At 39.8% G+C, this 19,837-nt stretch carries 16 protein-coding genes, 1 riboswitch and 1 other annotated feature; of the genes, 13 read left to right on the top strand and 3 right to left on the bottom strand.

Annotated features, from left to right (window positions below; translation table 11 throughout):
- The first annotated feature begins 157 nt into the window (after positions 1-157).
- Positions 158-1,126: a nuclease-related domain-containing protein gene (locus G8761_RS13160; protein WP_166027388.1), complete on the top strand. Its 969-nt coding sequence runs from the start codon at positions 158-160 to the stop codon at positions 1,124-1,126.
- 191 nt (positions 1,127-1,317) lie between these two features.
- Here G8761_RS13160 and brnQ read toward each other — a convergent pair whose 3' ends face one another.
- Positions 1,318-2,655 (bottom strand): branched-chain amino acid transport system II carrier protein, encoded by a 1,338-nt coding sequence (gene brnQ, locus G8761_RS13155; protein WP_166027386.1) that lies wholly within the window; start codon positions 2,653-2,655, stop codon positions 1,318-1,320.
- A gap of 55 nt (positions 2,656-2,710) precedes the next feature.
- Positions 2,711-2,960 (bottom strand) — a binding site (T-box leader).
- A gap of 253 nt (positions 2,961-3,213) precedes the next feature.
- Between brnQ and G8761_RS13150 the strand changes: the two genes are divergently transcribed.
- From G8761_RS13150 to G8761_RS13130, 5 genes are all read left to right on the top strand, one after another.
- Complete coding sequence (locus G8761_RS13150; RefSeq protein ID WP_166027384.1) at positions 3,214-4,233, top strand: 4Fe-4S binding protein; 1,020 nt, start codon at positions 3,214-3,216, stop codon at positions 4,231-4,233.
- Positions 4,234-4,428: 195 nt separating this feature from the next.
- The gene (locus tag G8761_RS13145) at positions 4,429-6,192 is read left to right on the top strand and encodes a WG repeat-containing protein (protein ID WP_166027382.1); all 1,764 of its coding nucleotides are present in this window, start codon (positions 4,429-4,431) and stop codon (positions 6,190-6,192) included.
- A gap of 109 nt (positions 6,193-6,301) precedes the next feature.
- Positions 6,302-7,576 (top strand): kynureninase, encoded by a 1,275-nt coding sequence (kynU, locus tag G8761_RS13140; protein ID WP_166027380.1) that lies wholly within the window; start codon positions 6,302-6,304, stop codon positions 7,574-7,576.
- 12 nt (positions 7,577-7,588) lie between these two features.
- Positions 7,589-8,212, top strand: coding sequence for an arylformamidase (kynB, locus tag G8761_RS13135; protein ID WP_166027378.1), 624 nt, complete (start codon positions 7,589-7,591; stop codon positions 8,210-8,212).
- Between the two features lie 32 nt (positions 8,213-8,244).
- Positions 8,245-8,940 (top strand): tryptophan 2,3-dioxygenase family protein, encoded by a 696-nt coding sequence (locus G8761_RS13130; protein WP_166027376.1) that lies wholly within the window; start codon positions 8,245-8,247, stop codon positions 8,938-8,940.
- Positions 8,941-8,982: 42 nt separating this feature from the next.
- Here the strand turns inward: G8761_RS13130 and G8761_RS13125 are convergent, their stop codons facing one another.
- Complete coding sequence (locus tag G8761_RS13125; RefSeq protein WP_166027374.1) at positions 8,983-9,477, bottom strand: copper resistance CopC family protein; 495 nt, start codon at positions 9,475-9,477, stop codon at positions 8,983-8,985.
- 238 nt (positions 9,478-9,715) lie between these two features.
- Here G8761_RS13125 and G8761_RS13120 point away from each other — a divergent pair, with 238 nt between their 5' ends.
- The 5 genes from G8761_RS13120 to G8761_RS13100 all read left to right on the top strand — a co-directional run bounded on the left by G8761_RS13120 (position 9,716) and on the right by G8761_RS13100 (position 16,458).
- Entirely contained in the window at positions 9,716-10,564 is an 849-nt protein-coding gene (locus G8761_RS13120; RefSeq protein ID WP_166027372.1) for an MBL fold metallo-hydrolase, read from the top strand.
- A 303-nt stretch (positions 10,565-10,867) separates the two neighbouring features.
- Positions 10,868-13,210 (top strand): immune inhibitor A domain-containing protein, encoded by a 2,343-nt coding sequence (locus tag G8761_RS13115; protein WP_166027663.1) that lies wholly within the window; start codon positions 10,868-10,870, stop codon positions 13,208-13,210.
- A 400-nt stretch (positions 13,211-13,610) separates the two neighbouring features.
- On the top strand, positions 13,611-14,750 hold the full coding sequence (locus G8761_RS13110) for a DEAD/DEAH box helicase (RefSeq protein WP_166027370.1): 1,140 nt from the start codon (positions 13,611-13,613) through the stop codon (positions 14,748-14,750).
- Positions 14,751-14,923: 173 nt separating this feature from the next.
- Entirely contained in the window at positions 14,924-15,061 is a 138-nt protein-coding gene (locus G8761_RS13105) for a hypothetical protein (RefSeq protein ID WP_166027368.1), read from the top strand.
- Between the two features lie 366 nt (positions 15,062-15,427).
- A riboswitch (cyclic di-GMP riboswitch) is annotated at positions 15,428-15,518 on the top strand.
- Between the two features lie 46 nt (positions 15,519-15,564).
- Positions 15,565-16,458: an amidase gene (locus tag G8761_RS13100; RefSeq protein WP_166027366.1), complete on the top strand. Its 894-nt coding sequence runs from the start codon at positions 15,565-15,567 to the stop codon at positions 16,456-16,458.
- A gap of 43 nt (positions 16,459-16,501) precedes the next feature.
- Here G8761_RS13100 and G8761_RS13095 read toward each other — a convergent pair whose 3' ends face one another.
- Complete coding sequence (locus G8761_RS13095) at positions 16,502-18,043, bottom strand: FAD-dependent oxidoreductase (protein WP_166027364.1); 1,542 nt, start codon at positions 18,041-18,043, stop codon at positions 16,502-16,504.
- A gap of 118 nt (positions 18,044-18,161) precedes the next feature.
- On the opposite strand from G8761_RS13095, the gene G8761_RS13090 reads away from it, so the two are divergent.
- Together G8761_RS13090 and G8761_RS13085 are read left to right on the top strand one after the other, a co-directional pair.
- A complete protein-coding gene (locus G8761_RS13090) occupies positions 18,162-19,067 on the top strand; it encodes a phosphotransferase (RefSeq protein ID WP_166027362.1) in 906 nt (301 codons plus the stop codon).
- A gap of 14 nt (positions 19,068-19,081) precedes the next feature.
- Positions 19,082-19,831 carry a hypothetical protein gene (locus tag G8761_RS13085; RefSeq protein ID WP_166027360.1) on the top strand — a complete coding sequence of 250 codons (750 nt, stop codon included), beginning with the start codon at positions 19,082-19,084 and terminating at the stop codon, positions 19,829-19,831.
- Positions 19,832-19,837: the final 6 nt, after the last annotated feature.

Below are 19,837 nucleotides of genomic sequence, written 5' to 3'. Positions count from 1 at the left end.
TTCTTTTCTTAATATCGTGAATTTCCCATTTAAATTATAAAAATATCTTTCTCAAAGTCTATTTTTTGTGTTTTATTTGTAAAACTATCTTCGTTTTATGACAAGCAAGACAACTTTACATACAAAAATTTCAAAAAACCATAAAGGATGTGAGATTTTGTTTGTTAAAGAAGCTTCCCCTTCCCAGCTTCTCTTAAAATTAGCTGCGCTAAAAGACAGGCTCCATGATGATAACCCTAAAAAAGTCAATGTGATAAAAGATTGGTATAAAGAAAGTGCTGGCTACTATGGTGAAAAGTCACTTGATTACTATCTTTCTTTTCTCGATGAAAAGAACTATCTCATCTTCCACAACCTGAGACTTCCCTCTGGAAAATATTTTTTTCAAATTGACCTCCTCATCCTGACCTCTTTTTATGGACTAGTAGTTGAATCAAAGAATATCAGTGGGGAACTCTATTTTGATTCGAAATTTTGTCAGCTCATCAAGGCGGAGGATGGCAAGGAAAAGCGGCTGGGCGATCCTTTTTCACAAGTCAGGCATCAAAGTAATCAGCTAACCAGCTTTTTCGCTGCAAATAATCTTCCTCCTCTCCAGATAGAGTACCTTGTCGCTTTGACTAACCAAAATGCCATAATTAAAAATGTAACCGGGAACCATGGCGAGCAGCATAAATTATGCAGGGGGGCTAATATTCTCGAAAAAATCGGCAAAATTGAAAAGTATATAGCCCATGATCGATTTACTTCCAAGGATATAAAAAAAATAGCGAAAATTCTTTTAAAAAATCACACATCTCCTGATATCGATATTCTTAAACAGTTTAACATCTCTAAAGAAGAAATTATTACTGGGGTCCGCTGTCCTTCCTGCTCTTTCCTCCCCATGCAAAATACACACGGAAAATGGTCCTGTCCTTCCTGCTCCGGCATCTATAAAGATGCCTACGAGGATGCTGTTAAGGATTATTTCCTTCTCTTCGGTCCCCAAATTACTAATAAGGAATTTCGCTGGTTTACACATCTTTATAAACGAAATACCGCCACTCGTTATCTTTCTTCAATGGAATTAGGCAAAAGTGGCAGTAATAGAGGAAGCATATACCTGCCCGCAAAAAAATCCTGAATTTGCGGCCAGTATATAAGCCTCCCTGCTGAGACTCTTCGAAAATGCTGCGCATTTTCTTCGTGCGTGGGCAATTCCGAGGCAAATTCAATGTCCAACGGGAAAACCTAGCCGGGGTGACCCCGCTTTCCTCAGGGAAGATAATCCAGGGCATAAAAAAGGGAGTGCTCAAAATTTGAGCACTCCCTTTTTTATGCAGCCTCTTGCTGCTTATCTTCAGTTGGACGCTTTGATTTGACTAAGCGGTCTAGCACAAATCCGACTGCTGCTCCAGCAAGGGCCGGTACTACCCATCCTAAACCAAAAGAGGAGAATGGAAGAGCTGATACTAACTGGTCAAGAGCAGAAGATTCAATGCCAAACATCTTTAATCCATCATATAAAGCAACTAATCCTGTTAAGAGCATGGCACCTGCATACACCTTCTGAGACCCGCTGAAATAGCGGTGGAAGAAGGAAAGGGTGATTAGGACAATTGTTAAAGGATAAGCCATTACAAGGAATGGTACTGAAACATTGATGATCTGATTTAAGCCTAGGTTAGCAATTAAAAAGCTTGCGACAGTAACGATTGTAACAAATGAACGATAGCTTAGTTTAGGTGCAATTTTTGTAAAATACTGACCACAGGCAATGGTTAAACCAACGCAAGTAGTAAAACAAGCAAGTGTAAAAATTACTCCAAGCAGGATTGTCCCGCCTTTGCCAAGCAGCATGCTCGAAGCAGCTGATAATACCTCTGTTCCATTTTCAAAAGTTCCGTAGCCTGCCATTTTTGCTCCCATTAATCCAATGGCTAGATAAACGGCCGCCAAAGCAGCCCCAGCTACAAGTCCGGATTTAATTGTTTGGGAAGCAAGTTCCTTTTTAGAACTGATTCCTTTTTGTTTGAAAGCAGTTAAAATAACGATACCAAAAGCGAGTGCTGCCAGGGCATCCATTGTTGAATATCCATCAATAAATCCTTTGAAAAGTGAAGCAGTTTGATATTTTTCTGCAGGAGCTTTTAATGGATGAGATAGTTTAGTGAAAGCTGTAACACAAAGAACAAGAATGGAAACGAGCAAGGCCGGTGTGATAAAGCGGCCCATATAATCTACAACCTTTGAAGGGTTAAGGCTTAGTAAGTATACGAGTGTGAAAAATACAACAGTAAACAATAAAAGAAGAACTGAATTGCTTAAAGAGACCGAACCAAGGAAAGGTTTTAATCCCATTTCAAAGGCAACATTAGCATTACGCGGAATACCGAAAAATGGTCCGATTGAGAGATACACAACAATGGTAAATATTGTGCCAAACAGAGGATGCACCCGGCTGCCTAATGTCTGTACTCCGTCTTTAACAAGGGCAATAGCCGCCAGAACGAGTAGAGGTAGCCCCACAGCTGTAATAATAAAGCCCAGAATAGCTGGCCAGAAGGAAGTCCCAGCCTGCAGTCCTAAAAATGGCGGAAAAATTAAGTTTCCTGCACCAAAAAACATTGAAAATAGCATAAGTCCGATAAAAACGGTATCTTTCTTTTTCATTCGAATCACTCCTCAAATAAATAATATTTTAGAAAAAACAAAAAACCCGCCCCTGAATAGGGACGAGTTTGGCTCGCGTTACCACCCTAGTTCCGTAATAAAGAAAATTACGGCGCTCCATCAACGTACTAATATACGCGTTCCTGTTAACGGTGGAAATTCCGGTTTGGCTTACTGTGCTTTCACACTTCTTCAGCCGCACGTCTCGGAGATGATTTTCAAATGAATTCTGCCATCGGCTTGCACCAAACGCCGACTCTCTGAAGGCTTGGAAAACATCCTACTCTTCTCGTCAATGACTTTTAAAAAAATAGTTGAAAGAAAACTCTGAAGTATTAATTAATCTGATTATATTATATTTCAATAATTTATCAAGAGATAAATATTTACAAAGCTTATTAGAAAGCGATAACAATGCTGTGAATTCAGGCTCTAAACACTAAAAAAATTTTTTTTGTGACATCTTTCCGACAGTGCTTTTTTAAGAGATTTAAATCACATATTCCTTCAGTCCGCTACTTTATCATTAAGGTAGCAAGCTGAATGGAGGGAAATGTAATGAAATCGAAGAACTGGTATTACAGGCAGATCAAAAAAAAGCCGGTTCAAGCTGTAAGATATGCCGTACAGGCTATATTTTTATTGTTTTTGTTATATGTTGGTCTACAATTTTACAAGTTTTATATACACTTTCAAACGGGAGGAACGGAGCCATTTGTCCAAAGGCCATCTGCCGTGGAGGGATTCCTGCCAATCTCCGCTCTTGTGGGACTTAAGGTTTGGCTGCTAAGTGGTGATTTTGACAAAATTCATCCAGCTGGCCTGGTGTTATTCTCCTTTTTTGTGGGATCAGGTTTAGTGTTTAGAAAATCATTTTGCAGCTGGATTTGTCCGGTCGGGACAATAAGTGAGTGGACAGGGATGCTTGGCAAAAAGCTGTTTAAGAGAAACTTTGAGATTCCGGGATGGCTCGCCTGGATTCTATCAGTATTTAAATACCTGTTATTATTGTTTTTCGTTAAGATGATTGTGTTTGATATGCCGGTCTTCGTGGCTAAAGATTTTCTGCAGGATCCATATAATAAAATTTCCGATGTGAAAATGCTGCTTTTCTTCCTGAACATTGGCGGATTTGCATTGAAATTTATCATTCTTATGTTTGTGCTTTCCCTATTTTTTAAAAATTTTTGGTGCCGCTTCCTCTGTCCTTATGGAGCATTAATCGGTTTAGGGTCATTATTTGGAATAACCAAGGTTACCAGAAATGAAGAGACATGTATTGATTGTGAAGCTTGTACAAGAGTATGTCCTCAAAGGATAAAGGTTTCGCAAAAGACAGCAGTCCGTACTCCTAACTGCACGGCATGTATGCAATGTGTGGAGGCTTGTCCTGTTAAAGACACTTTAAATATGACTGTTGCTACTAAGAAAGTGAATAAGTGGTTTGTTCCAACGGCTTTCTTAACTGCGTTTATTCTAATCGTTATTTTTGCCAGGATTACCGGCCATTGGAATACTATTATCTCATATGAAGAACTTAAACAATTGATTCCAGGTGCAACTTCAATTGGGCATTAAATAGAGAAGAGTTTTCCGATTATAGATGGGGAACTCTTTTTTCATTTATTGAACATGGATGCAGAAGAAACATTATTTTGAAACCTTCCCCTTTAGGTAAAATTCCCTTCATGAAGAGAATTTCTCCCTCCCTTTTAGTAACAGGGATATTCGCCCGTACATATGATAGCTAGCAGGGAAAAGTGGGGGATTAACATGAGAGGAAAAACTTCAGCTGCGAGAAATAGTTACCAGGAAAGAGCCATGAGGTCTGTTTATCTGTTTAGAGCCTCGGAAAAATTGGTTGGAGGCGTTAAATGGGGATATATCAATCAAAAGGGTGTATTTGTCCTCCCGCCTGTTTATGACCATGCCGGTGATTTTGAAGATAGCGGCCTGGCCATTATCGGATTTATGGGCTTGGACGGGCTGATAGATACGAATGGCTATTTTGTTGTGAAACCAAAATACGAGACCATACATCCCTTTTCGGAAGGTAGAGCTACTGTTATTGACAAAGGAAGATATAAAGTAATTGATGAAATGGGAAAGGAAATTACCGAAAGGTCTTATGAGTTTATCGGAGATTATAAAGAGGGCAGGGCAGTGGCCGCTGTATCGGATTTAAAAGGGATTTTGCGATACGGCTTTTTAAATCGGTGGGGAAAGGATGTTATTCCGCCGGAATTTGAAGCAGCCAGTGAGTTTAAAGAAGGTAAGGCTCTTGTAAAAATAAAAGATGGGCTGTTTGCCCTTATTAGTCTTACCGGCAAGAAACTGCACACATATCAGTATGCAAATGTGGAGAATTATGGGGAGGAAAGGCTGGCATTTCAGGCAGTTCAAAATGGAAAATATGGCTATATGGACGAAAAGGCTGATATTATGATAACTCCCCGTTTTTCGTGGGCAGGTCCGTTTACAGAAGGCAGGGCTATCATTAATGTCTCGGATGATGATATCCAAAATAAATACGGACTAATTGACCGAAATGGCTTTTATTTTATCAAGCCAGCATATGAATCGATTCATTATTTGGGTGAAGGCAGGATTGCCCTTGGGAAAGCAATCCAAGCAAATAAGCCGTATATGGGCCTGCGTTATGCACTGGCTGATCTGGACGGACATATCCTGACAGGGTTCCTTTATAATTCAATCGACCAATTTGAAAAGGGAATGGCATCTGCATCCAATAATTTATATACCTTTTTTATTGACCGAAATGGTAAAAGAATTGAAGGATTTCCTGCGCAAAGCGGAAATGGGGCCCTATATCAGGATAAAACACTAATTCGCGGGGAAATGGATTTAAGATTGTTTTATTTTGATAAAAGCGGAAAACTAATCTGGAGGCAGAATAAGAAAATTCCTTTGAATAATACTTATTCAATAGTTGAAAAGAAATATAAGCCTAACAAGGATTACTTAGTTTATTATCCGCAGCTTGAGGGGATCGAAAGCGAAAAAGTCCAGCATTCGGTAAATGAAAGATTAAAAGAGCTATCAGGATTAAAACAAATTTCTCAAAACGAGCAGCTTGAGTCCAATTATTCAGGGGACTTTGAAGTGACTTTTTATCAAAAGAAATTGGTAGTGATTGAAGTAAATGGATATGATTATCACTTTGGTGCTGCTCATGGAATGCCAGTTAAAAAGTACGCCCATGTGAACCTGGATACCGGGGAGTTCTTTCAGCTTAGAGACCTGTTTAAGAAAGATAGCAGCTATATAAAAACATTAAATGGTATTATCGAGGACCAAATAAAAAATGATGAGAAATATTCGTATGTTTTCCAGGGGCGCTTTAAAGGCATAAGACCAGCACAGCCATTCTTTATTTCGGAAGATACGCTTAACATTTACTTTGATCCTTATGAGATTGCTCCCTACGCCGCAGGGTTTCCAACATTCCAAATACCATTCGAGGAGATAGACAGCATAATAGATAAAAAAGCGCCTTTTTGGCAGTCATTTAATTGATTAGAAGCAGCGGGATTTCCCGCTGTTTTTTTCTTTTATCCAGATTGACAGATAATGTCCCATAAAGCTATTTTTGAAATAGACGTAATTTTCTAACAGGAGGTGCGCAATGTTAACTCATTTAAGGAAATACGCAATAGAGAAGGATAGTCAGGATCCACTGCAATCCTTTCGCAATGAGTTTTATATAAAAGAAGGAGAAATATATCTTGATGGAAATTCATTGGGGCTGATATCCAAAAGGGCCGAGTTAAGTCTTGAAAAGACGATACAAGCATGGAAGGAGCATGGGATTGACGGATGGATGACAGGTGAACAGCCATGGTTTTATATTTCTGAAAAACTTGGAGAAATGTCTGCCCCGTTGGTAGGGGCTGAGCCTGCTGAAGTACTTGCTGCAGGTTCTACCACAATGAACCTTCATCAGCTTGTGGCCACCTTTTATTCGCCGCAAGGAAACAGGACCAAGATTCTGGCTGATGAATTGAACTTTCCTTCAGATATCTATGCTTTAAAAAGCCAGATAAGTTTGAGGGGATTAAACCCTGAGGAACACCTGATTAGGGTGAAGAGCAGAGATGGAAGACTCCTAGAGGAAGAAGATATTATTGAAGCGATGACGGAAGAGGTAGCTTTAATTGTCCTTCCGACAGTACTTTATCGAAGCGGCCAGCTTCTGGATATTAAGAGACTGACAGAGGAAGCTCATAAACGAAATATTTTAATAGGATTTGATGGCTGCCATTCAGTTGGAGCTATCCCCCATAAATTTAGCGAATGGGGCGTTGATTTTGCTTTTTGGTGTAACTATAAGTATTTAAATGCGGGGCCAGGCAGTATAGCCTCCCTCTATGTCAATAAACGCCACTTTGGAAGGATTCCTGGGCTTGCAGGCTGGTTCGGTTCAGATAAAACCAAGCAATTTGATATGGAGCATACATTTTCTTCAGCTGCAGAAGCAGGTGCATATCAAATTGGTACACCGCATATTATGAGTGCGGCACCATTAATCGGCTCCCTGGAGATGTTTGCGGAAGCAGGAATTGATCGAATTCGTGAAAAGTCTTTAGATTTAACCCATTATTTAATGGATTTGATAATTGAAGAGCTCAGCGGATTTGGCTTTGAAATAGCTAATCCTATTGACCCTGTAAGGCTTGGCGGCCATGTTTCTCTTGAACATCCAGAGGCTGCTAGAATTTGTAAAGCCTTAAAAGAAAATGGAGTTGTTCCAGATTTCAGGCAGCCAAATGTAATCCGGCTTGCTCCTGTAGCATTGTATACCTCTTATTCAGAAGTTTGGGAAGCTGTCCAAAGGCTGAAAAAAATCATGGAAAATAAAGATTATGAAAAATATGAAAATAAGCGGGAAATTATCGCTTAAATGGAGGAAAGCATGCAGATCATTAATATTTCCCGAAGGCTGGAAAAAGGAACCCCCACCTGGCCGGGTGATACTCCCTTCTCTTATGAAGTTTCCTGGCCCAAAGAATTAAGCGGGTCAGTTAATGTTGGCAAGCTTACAATGAGTATTCATACAGGCACTCATGTCGATGCTCCCTTTCATTTTGACAGTGAGGGAAAAAGGATAAATGACCTGGATTTAAATATTTATATTGGAAGGGCAATGGTTATTGATTTGCCGGATAAAAAAAGCATCGGGACAGAGGAACTTGCCGCTTTTGATTTTAAAGGTTGCGAAAGGCTTCTGCTGAGGACTGGTTCCTGGAAGGACCCCTCCGTATTTCCTGATCTAATAACTATTTTAAATCCAGACCTGGGTCCATTTTTAGAAGAGAAGGGGGTCAGGCTTATAGGCGTTGATGTGCCTTCAGTTGATCCGCTTGAGAGCAAAGAGCTATCTGCGCACCACAGCTTAAACAGGCACGGTATTCATATTTTAGAAGGGCTGGATCTTAGCATGGTTTTGCAGGGAGAATACGAATTAGTTGCTCTTCCTCTACCGCTTGCTGAAGCAGATGGAAGCCCTGTGAGAGCAATACTGCGTAAATATGAGTAAGTTTATAAAACTATAATACAGAGGGAGATTTTATGGAAAGAAAATTAACCGATTATGAGAAATACATTCGAACTGAAGAGCTCCTGAGCCTGCAGAAAAACGAAGAGGAGTTATGCTGCGAAGACGAACTTACTTTTCAAATGGTTCACCAGATTGCCGAGCTCCACTTTAAGCTTGTTATTCAATACATTCATCTTGCTGAAAAAGCTATGGAAGAAAGCAATATTTTGAAAGCGGTTTCCCGAATAAAACGCGTTAATATCCATGTAAAACATCTACCGGAGGTTTTTAATATGGTAAAAGTCATTGCTCCTATTGACTACCATACTATTAGACTTGCCCTCGGGCAGGGAAGCGGCCAGGACTCTCCTGGATTCAACGAAATTCTAAAGCTGGGGCCAAAGCTGTGGGGACCATTTGAACAGTTAATGAAAGATAGGTGTTTAACCCCTATCGAACTGCAAAAAAATCCCTCCACAGATTTAGCACTCTTTGACCTCATGCAGGAAATGATTCAGTTTGATGAAAACTTTCAAAGTTTCCGCCATCATCATTTGCAATTAGTAAAAAGAATGATTGGTCTTGATACAAACAGTTTAAAAGGAGTTCCGGCAAAAGCACTTCAAAGAAGAATCAGCTTCGAGTTTTATCCGGAATTATGGAAAACAATCAGTGAATTAACCGATTTTACAGGCTCCAGTTATAACGCAAAACCGCTGGGAGAATAACAATAGAGGCTGTATCCAAATGGATGCAGCCTCTATTTTGTGCTATTTCACTAAATGTTTCTTTCTAAAAACAACCCAGTAGCTTCCAAGCCCAATAAATATCAGCAAACCGATTATGCCAGGAATTGCATAGGATTGTAATGACGCATTGCTGTTTGCTGATAGTTCCGCTGCAGCAGTTGTCTTTGCATGGACTGTAAAAGGAAGATTTCCTTCGAGTGTGTCTCCATCAATGCTTATGGCCTTCCAATGAATCGTATATGTCCCGTTTTCAAGAGCATTTTTAAAAGTCCCAACAAGGTTATTTTCAGCTGTTTTAATGTTGTCTGATTGAATAATATTTCCAGATTCATTCTTAATTGTAAAGGAACTTGCTGATTTAAGTTTTGTGTCAAAATCAAGCTTGATTTCGTGAAGCGGCTGCGTAACTGCCTCTCCTTTTTTCGGAGTGGAGTTTTCCAAAGAAGAATGGGCAAATGCCTGGCGTCCCATAGGAACAAACAGAAGCAATAAAGCCAACAGAATTTTCTTAAACATTATTTTCAACTCCGAAATAGTAGTAAAGTATATCGATGTATCACATTTTACACGAAAAAAATTGACTATAGACCGAAGATAGGAAAGGTTCACAATAAGTTCAAAAAACTTATCCAATACATTCACACAATTGTCAAGAAGTATGGAAGGAATTTTTTAAATAAAAGAGGGAATAAAAAATGCAATAATTTACACCTGCTTAACAAATACTTGTAATGAAAGGAAGGGAATTCAAAAAATGGATAAACAGCTGGATAATAAATTTGAGGATTCTTTTTTACCGATGACTTCTTTGGGGAGTGGGCTTGGCATCAGTGTTCTTCCGGACATCTTTTGTTATACAAATAAAATAGTCAATCTATGTTTTGTAGGAGATCCCGAAAAGCAGGAGGGCTTTTTTTTAATTGATGCAGGCATGCCGAAAAATGCCGACGAAATTATGGAGGCAGCAGCAGAAAGGTATGGAAAGGGCAAAGCCCCAAAAGCCATTATTTTAACACATGGACATTTTGACCATGTAGGCTCGCTTGTTGAATTGCTTGATCATTGGAATGTTCCTGTGTATGCACACAGTCTTGAAATGCCATATCTAACGGGAAAAGCAAATTATCCTCCTGGAGATTCAACAATAGATGAGGGATTGGTTGGTGAAATGTCACCTTTATTTCCTAACCATGGAATTGATTTGGGAGAAAAAGTACAGGCTCTTCCGGAGGATGGTTCCATACCGGGTATGACTGGATGGAAGTGGATTCACACTCCTGGCCATTCTTCGGGTCATATCTCCTTATTCCGTGAGTCTGACAGAGCTCTTATTGCAGGGGATGCTTTTGTAACCGTTAAGCAGGAGTCACTTTACAAGGTTCTTACACAGAAGAAAGAGATAAGCGGACCGCCAAAGTATTTTACACCTGACTGGCGTTCAGCCTATGAGTCAGTGGAAAAATTAAAATCGCTTAATCCATCTGTTGCCGCTACTGGCCATGGACAGCCCATGGCAGGAGAGGAATTGTCCGAGGCATTGAACTATTTAGTTAATAATTGGAGTGAAATAGGCTTGCCTGAACACGGAAAATATTTGGATTGATTAAAACTGTCTCCGAAATAGGAGACAGTTTTTTGCTGTAAATTAATGGGTATAAAGAACCGATATGGAATTTACCAGTTTACTAGATAAAAAGAAGTCGAATTTTCTGATTATTAGGTAAATTTACTTATTTTTCCTGGTTTTACTGTTAAAAAATTTACAATTTTCAAAATAGCTGATAACATTTGACTCAGTTTCAAAAGCAAGTATTCTACTAACTTTATTAAATGAGGGGGTATTTTTTTGGGGAAAAAGCAAACCAAAGCATTAAAAGTTTTTTCTAGCGTAACTGCAAGCACCATCATGGCTTCCACTTTGTTTGCAGGAGCATTCGCAACTTCAACAGTTGCACCAAAACCAGCCGCAGCAGCGCCAACAGTTGAATCGGCACCTTTTGACCTAAATATCGTCAACGAGGACCGCTTAGCAAAAGCTCTTCAGCAGCGTGGACTTATTTCCAAGGATGCAACTCCTGAACAAGTTCAAAAAGCGGTGAAGGATTACATACAAAAGAAAGGCCAGAAACCTGGTAAACAAGCAGGAGAAAAAGCCCAGGTGACTGAGTTTGATAAAAAGACAAAAGACTTTCTCACTAAGCAAAAAGATAAGCTGAAAAAGCAGCTTGATAAAGGTCACGAGAATTTTAAAAAAGGCAAGCCGACAGGTGCGGTTAAAGTAGATTCTGCTAAGCAGGCAGCCTATAATGGTGCCGTTCGTGAAGATAAGGTTTTAGTACTTCTAGTTGAATATGCTGATTTTGCTCACAATAATATAGAGCAAGAAAAAGGTTATATGTGGTCTGATGACTTTAGTCCAGAACACTATCAAAAAATGTTGTTCGGAAACGAAGATTTCACCTTATTTAATGGTGAAAAAGTTAAAACGTTTAAACAATATTATGAAGAGCAATCAGGTGGAAGTTACACTGTATCAGGACAGGTTTCAAACTGGTTAAAGGTTCCTGGTAATGCAAAAGATTATGGAAGTGATGATCCTGCAGGTGGACACGACAATTTGAAGGGCAGTAAGGGGCCACGCGGACTTGTAAAGGACGCCTTAAATGCAGCCGTTGCATCCGGTATAAATTTAGCAGATTATGATAAATTTGATCAGTACGATCTAGATGGTGACGGAAATCAATACGAGCCGGACGGCCTTGTTGACCATTTAATGGTACTGCATGCTGGTGTCGGCCAGGAAGCTGGCGGCGGTGCACTTGGTGATGATGCAATCTGGTCACATCGCTGGGCTTTAAATGGAGTTTATCCTGTTGCTGGTACTCAAGCATCGGTTCCTTATTGGGGAGGACAAATGGCCGCTTACGACTATACAATCGAACCTGAAGACGGAGCGGTTGGTGTATTTGCACATGAATATGGTCATGATTTAGGTTTACCAGACGAATATGATACTCAGTACTCAGGACAAGGTGAACCAATTGCATCATGGTCTATTATGTCCGGCGGAAGCTGGAACGGTGATATCGCAGGAACAGAAGCACCAAGCTTCTCCCCGCAAAATAAAGAATTCTTCCAAAAGACAATTGGCGGCAACTGGGCTAATATTACAGAAGTAAATTATGAAGACATCAATAAAAATGGTGTTACTTCATTTATTGACCAAAGTGTAACCAAGTCTAAAAACCCTGGCATCGTAAAGGTTAACCTGCCGGATAAGAAAATTCCTGGTATTGCTCCTAAATTTGGTGAAAAGTACTATTACAGTACAAAAGGTGATGACCTCGATACAGTAATGGAAACACCGGAATTTGATTTAACAAATGCGAGTAGTGCAAAGTTTGATTTCAAATCTTATTATGAAGTTGAAACAGACTATGATTATGTAAAAGTAACAGCAGTAGCCAATGATGGAACAACGAAAGATATAGATGTAATTGGTGACGAGTCAGACGTAGTTCGTGGAGGATCAGCTTTTGAATCTTCACAAGGTCAATGGGTAGATAAGTCTTACGATTTAAGCCAATTTGCAGGCAAAAAGGTAAAGCTTAAATTTGAATACGTTACAGATGGCGGACTTGCTCCAGATGGTTTTGCATTGGATAATCTTCAACTAACAGTTGACGGTAATGTAACGTTCGCTGACGATGTAGAAGGAACTCCACAAGTTACATTAAAAGGTTTTGAAGTGGCGGATGGATGGATTAGCAAGCCACAATATTATTACCTTGAGTGGAGAAACTGGGCTGGTGCTGACAAAGCCCTTGAATTCTCACGTGGCGTAAAATACAGCCCTGGTTTAGTGGTTTGGTATGCGGATGATACTTACCTAGACAACTGGACTGGAATCCACCCAGGAGAAGGGTTCCTTGGTGTAGTTGATGCTCATCCAGAAGCGATCGTTGGTACATTAAATGGTAAACCTTCGATCAGCCAAAGCACCCGCTATCAGGTGGCAGATGCAGCTTTCACATACGATAATTCACAAGCATGGTATATCGAATCACCATCTCGCGGAATCTATGACTACAAAGGCCTTCCAGGAGTAACAACATTTGATGATTCTAAGAAATACATTAATGATTTAATTCCTGACGCAGGACGTGAAGTTCCAAACTTTGGATTGAAGTTCCAGGTAATTGGTGAAGCAAAAGACAATACTGCAGGAGCCGTTTGGATTCACAAATAATAGAATGATAGAAGCATCGGGCTGATTTCAGCCCGATGTTTTATTTCTTAATGTGGAAAAAGTTAAAACTAAACTTTTGTTGGGAAATCCAAAGTTTTTGTAAAGAACCCTCAATCCTGTTTAGTGAAAAAATCAAAATGTAGAACAGCCATAACTTATTGTAGATCAGACAGCCATTTTTGTAGAATACCCATAAACTTTTGCAGAACTGTCGCCCATTTTTGTAGATATTCGGAAAAGTTTTGAAGAACACCACCAATTTTAAAGAAAAACAGCCTCTAGACACCAGCTCCCATCTGCGTTAGTATCAAAAGCATGCTGATTCGCCTAATATTGGATTTGAAAAGGTGTAAATACTTATAATAGAAACAAGACGATTTTTTAATTAAAGGAGTTTTTTATGATAAATGTTCAGGAGTTAAAACCTTTTTTAAAAGAGGCGTGGGAGAAATCAGGCTTTGAAAAGCCTACTTCTATCCAAAACGCTGCGCTTCCTGTTGCAATGGAAGGAAAGGATATAATTGCAGAATCTCCAACAGGGACAGGAAAGACTTTAGCCTATTTATTTCCTGTTCTCCAATCGGTCGACGCGGAGAATCAGAGTTTGCAGGCTGTTGTATTGGCTTCCTCCCAGGAGCTGGTTATGCAGGTATACCAGGAGTTTCAAAAGTGGTCGGAGGGAAGCGGCCTAAGAGGAGCTACTCTTATTGGAGGAGCGAATCTGAAGAGGCAGCTGGAAAAGATTAAAAAGCGGCCACAGGTTATTTTTGGCACGCCAGGAAGAGTAAATGAATTAATTAAACAAAAAAAGCTTAAGATGCATGAAGTTAAAACGCTTGTCCTTGATGAGGGTGATCAGCTTTTAACTAAGGAACACACTGGCACAACTCAAAGCATTTTAAAAAGTACCCAGGCGAGCCGTCAGGTCTTAATTTTTTCAGCGACATTAAAAAAGGATACTGAAAAATTAGCCCGTGAATTAACAAATGAACCGGAAGTCATACGGATTAACCGTGAAGAGGAAATCCCTACAGGTGAAGTAGAGCATATTTATTTTTCCTGTGAACCGCGGGAAAAAGTTAAACTTCTCGAAAAAATTGCGCGTCTTGAAAACATTAAGACATTGGCATTTGTTAATGATATTTCGGAAATCACGGTTGCTGGAGCAAAATTGCAATTTAAAGAATTATCGGTTGGACTTCTTCATAGCGAACTGGACAAAATGGAACGGCAATCGGCTTTAAGGAATTTTCGTGATGGTAAGCTGAAGATGCTTATTGCTACCGATGTGGCGGCAAGAGGCCTTGATATTCAGGGAATTACGCATGTTGTCCATATAGATATGCCTAAGGATATTAACCAATATGTCCACCGTTCTGGACGTACGGGACGTATGGGGGCAAATGGTACAGTTATCTCTCTAGTCACAGAACGTGAAGAGAGAGAGTTAAAGCAATATTGCCGGAACCTCGAGATTCCTGTAAGCAAACGAATCTTCTTTAAGGGCCAAATTGCAAACGAGAACCCAAATAAACGATAAATTGAAAAGCCATGCAGGTTGCATGGCTTTATTAAAATGGTAAATAAAATATAAAGCTTTTTTAAATTGTATAGCTCCAGCTTTAAGCAGCCATGAAACGGAAAAAGCCGGCCTTCAGCATGGAATAACCTATACTGATTTAAAACATACTACCCTTAAAAGGAGGGGTATGTATGGGGCGCGTTAAGCTTGGAAATAGAAATGCGCAAATAAATAACAGTAAGAAAAAAGGAAGAACTAGTTCAGAGCTGGTAGAGTTTTCAACCGGTGATGACCAGAAAAGACCTCGTCCAAACGGAAATAGCCGATAAAAACCAGCCTCCCATTTTATTGGGAGGCTATATTTTTTTGGGAATTTAATCTTGTGGATACTCTCCGAACAAAGTTAGTGGAATCCAGCTTCAGCGCCCAGCCCCTCGGGGTCATAAGCCAACTCACTCCAGAAATCAGGATTTCCTGCGTGATTCGTCTTATGCCTGTCGGAGGCCCACAGGATGTGGGTCAGGAAGGCGTTGCCACAGGACGTGGCGATTTTAGCCTTTCATCATCTGACCAGGGCGCTTGCGCCTTTTGTTCTTGTCCAAAATTTAAAAATTCTTCTTTTTAATCCAAATATCGACAATTATAGGTATTTTAGCTTATTCATGTGTAAATATCTAGGAATTATAATGTCAATAAGACGAAAAAGGCAAACCTGCTGAAAAGCTGGGACGCAAAGTTATGGGCCTACTCATTCCTTGAAGGAATGTATGGCAGCCGGCTGCCGGGCTCCTCCTTGGGGATGTCCAAAAAAACCCAATTAGGAGTGGAGAATATGAAAAGTATTAAGAAAGTGCTAGGGTTATTTGCTATAGTTATGATTATTTTTGGATTTGATTTTTCCTCATTTCATTCTAAGGCATCTGCCATGCAGGAAGTGCCCCGGTCTACATGGCTTTGGAATACCTCACTAATTAAAACACAGCCTGACGCTATTCTTTTATTTTTGCAGCAAAAAGGTGTTAAACAGGTTTATCTCCAGGTTGACCAAAGTATGCCGTTTAGCTATTACCAGTCTTTTATCGGGAAAGCTTCGGCTAATAATATTCAGGTTCATGCACTTGATGGAGCACCTGATTGGGCCTCATCAGCTGGGATGACGAAGATGGATACATTTTTAAACTGGGTGCAAAATTATCAGCGCCAGACGTCGTCATCACAAAGGTTTACTGGAATTCATCTAGATGTTGAACCATATTTGTACAAAGGCTGGAACTCTAACTATAAAGGTACTGTTTTGGATTATCAGACAGCATTAACTAAAGCAAAGAACTTCGCAAAACAACAAGGGATAGTTATAGGTGCAGATATCCCATTCTGGTTTGATGAACAGAGCTATTCCAATAAATATGGAAAAGGCTCCCTTGCGAAATGGGTTATCCAAAATACAGATATACCAACAGTCATGGCTTACCGTGATTTCGCTGAAGGTACGAATGGAATTATAGCACTCGTTAAAAATGAGATGCAAATCGCCTCTACCCTTGGAAAAACCATTGCTATCGGTGTGGAAACAGGACAAACTTCAGAGGGCAGCCAGGTAACCTTTTATGAAGAAGGTGAAGCATTTATGAATACGGAATTAGGTAAGGTCCAAAATGCTTATTCCGGTTATAATTATCTCTTTGCTATTCATCACTATCAAAGTTGGGTTGATATAAAGCAATAATTAAAAAAACAGCCAGAGCATATTTTGGCTGTTTTTTTATTCATTAATCCTCTTCTAAAGGATTTTTTAATGACACGAGCGCCGGGCCTTCGACTACTTCTCCGGAGTAAGCGAAACGCGAGCCATGGCAAGGGCAGTCCCATGTCTTTTCCGCATGGTTCCATTCGCATTCACAGCCCAAATGAGTACAGGTTGTATCCACAAGATATAGTTTTCCGTTTTCATCTCTATACCCGCCGGCTCTTTTTCCGTTATGCATGACAACGGAGCCTTCGCCATTTTTTAAATCCCCCGGATCCTTTGGCACAAGCTCAAGCTTTCCTTTTAATAAATGTCCCGCTACAGTGGCATTATAGGATACTGCTTTTTGCAGGCTTGGGTCGGCTTTAAACCTTGATGGAGTGTATAGTTCTTTATAGGGATTTTCACGGTCCATGGCAAAGTCTGATAAAATTTGGCCTGCCAGAATTCCTGTTGTCATTCCCCATTTCTTATAACCAGTTGCAACAAGAATATTTTCTTTATTGTCAGTGATATGGCCTATATATGGTACTTTATCCAGTGTTTTTAGATCCTGGGCTGACCATCTGTAGGAATAGCTGTCTATTCCAAAAGTATCTTTGGTAAACTGCTGTAAAGCATTATAGTGAGTAAGAGTGTCCTGTCCTGTACCAGTTCTATGGTTTTCGCCACCAATAATCAGTAATTTCTCCCCATTTTGCCCGTATGGTGTATAACGGAAGGAGCGGGAAGGATCGTCTGCGCTGATATACATTCCGCCGGGGTATTCCTGGTCAGTTTTAACACCAATCGCATATGACCTTTCCGCATACATCCGGGCAAAATACATCCCCATTCCATCAAAGAAAGGGAAGTGGGAGGCAATGATGACTTTCCTTGCTGACACCCTATGGCCATCCTTTGTAACGACCATTGGCCGGCTGCTTTCAATATCCCCAATTTCCATGGCAGTAGTGTTTTCATAAACCTGACAGCCCATTTTAACGGCCTCGTTTAAAAGGCCCTTCATAAACTTTAAAGGATGGTATTGTCCTTGATTCCTCATATAAAGAGCATTTTTGATTTCAATGGGAAATGGAATGGTTTCAGCCATATAGCCATCTATGCCAAGCGTTTTATAGGCATTCCATTCTTTATCAATTTTTTCAGCATATTGGTCTGTTGTAGAGTAGATACAGGCATCCTGCTGGCTAAAATCACAATCAATGTCCAGCTCTTTGGAGGTTTGCTGGATAAACTCAAGGGCACTAATATTTGATTCATAATACTGCCAGGCTTTGTCCTCTCCGAAGTGACTTATAAGCTCATCATAAAACAGGCCATGCTGGGCAGTTATTTTTGCAGTTGTATGGCCGGTTGTACCGTTAAGAACCCCTCCGGCCTCTATAATAGAGACCTTTACTCCTTCCTTTGCAAGTAAATAAGCTGCAGTGATCCCGGTAATACCAGCACCAACAATTGCAATGTCTACAGTTATATCTTCAGAAAGCTTTCCGAAGGATGGAAAACCTATTTCTCTCCAGTAAGTTCTTGGGAATTTTTGATGTTGGTCAGATGTACTCAAAACGAATCCTCCTTATAAATGCTGTATCTTCCCCAGTTTAAACCCAGAATATTTGTTAATATTCCCTTCTTTGGTAAAATAAATCACACAAAACTGATTCTTATTTGGGGGTATTCGATTGGCAGAAATATGGGCACCTGAACGCATTATGACCAATGAAGAGGCGGCTTTTTTAATTTCAAAACAATTTCCTGAACTTTCTCATGTAGAAATTACCAAATTGGGAGAAGGTTTCGATAACACGGTTTTTATGGTAAATAAACAATACGTTTTCCGTTTTCCTCGAAGGACGATTGCAGTTAAACTGCTTGAAACAGAGAGCAAGCTATTGCCTATGTTGGCGGAAGCCGTCGATACCCCAATTCCTGTTCCTATTTTTATAGGAAAACCGGGAAAAGACTTTCCTTGGATGTTTATCGGTTATAGTTTGGTAAATGGTATCACCCCAGCTGCTCTATCCCCAGAAAAGCGTATGCAGTCGATTGAACCGCTTGCCACTTTTCTGAAAAACCTGCATGCTTTTCCACTTGAAAATGCAAAAGCGGCTGGTGTTCCATATGATGAGCTAGGACGTCTCAGTATTGCCGGAAGAAAAAACAGGCTGCAGGAAAATATTAAAAAAGCAGTAGATGGAGGGCTAACCAATGACCATGCCCGATTAATAGAGTATGCAGAATCGCTTAAAGATATTGAAATTGCTCCTATTTATAAACTGGTACATGGAGATATGCACTTCAGGAACCTCATATTGGATAGTAAAGGGGAAATGTCTGGAGTAATAGATTGGGGAGATACTCATATTGGCCACCCCGCTGTAGATTTATCAATTGTGTATAGCTTTTTCCCTGTTGAGGGGCGAAGACAATTTTTTAATATATACGGATCTGTTGACTTTGAAACACAGGAGCTTGCCAGATTTAAGGCTATTTATACCTCGCTGCTTTTACTTTTATACGGTGCTGATCTCAATGACACTGAACTAGTGAAAGGAGCACAGGAAGCTTTAAATCTTGCTCTTTTATAAAGGGAGGATAACCAATGGTTCAGAATGTACAAGAGTCTAAGAAATTTGACCGTCAAAGAGAAAAATCCGAAAGATTTGAAATTGCATTTAATCAGATCCACGAAGAACTAAAAAAAGTAGTTAAAAATACTGACAACGATCATTTTTTGGATCTTCTTCATAAAGCGAGGAACGAGCATACATCCATACGACGTTATTTTGATGATTTAAAAAGCTACGCCCGCCTTCGAAATGCTTTGGTACACGAAAAAAGCAGAGAGAATTTTTATATTGCTGAACCGCATACGGAAGTGGTCGAACAAATAGAAACGATTGCTAGATTTTTATCCACTCCTCCATCTGTTGTTTCGATTGCTTCTGATAAGGTTAAAAGCTATCAGGCTGAGGAGGAACTCAAAGATGTCTTAATGGATATGGAGAAACATCCCTTTACTCAGTTTCCAATCTATAATGGGGAACAGTTTTCGTTTTTAATGACTGAAAGCGGTATAAGAAGCTATTTTACAAACCGCCTTAAAGGAAATACAATTTATTTAAAAGGCCAAAAGATTAAGGATGTCAGGCCTTATGAGAACACTAATACAGTTAAATTTGTCTCGAAAAAAATGACTATATTTGAACTTGAGGATTTATTTGAGGAACGAATGGAAAAAGGGGCCAAGCTTGAAGCAGTTATTATCACCCCGCAAGGATCGGAAAAGGAAAAACCAATAGGTATTATCAGTCCATGGGATTTAATCAAGACAGAAAGCAATAGGGATTAAAAATAA

Source organism: Neobacillus terrae, from assembly GCF_011393025.1.
GTDB classification, from domain to species: domain Bacteria; phylum Bacillota; class Bacilli; order Bacillales; family Cytobacillaceae; genus Neobacillus_A; species Neobacillus_A terrae.
The sequence above is the reverse complement of the archived record's forward strand: the minus strand, read 5'-3'. Positions and strand labels throughout refer to the sequence as shown.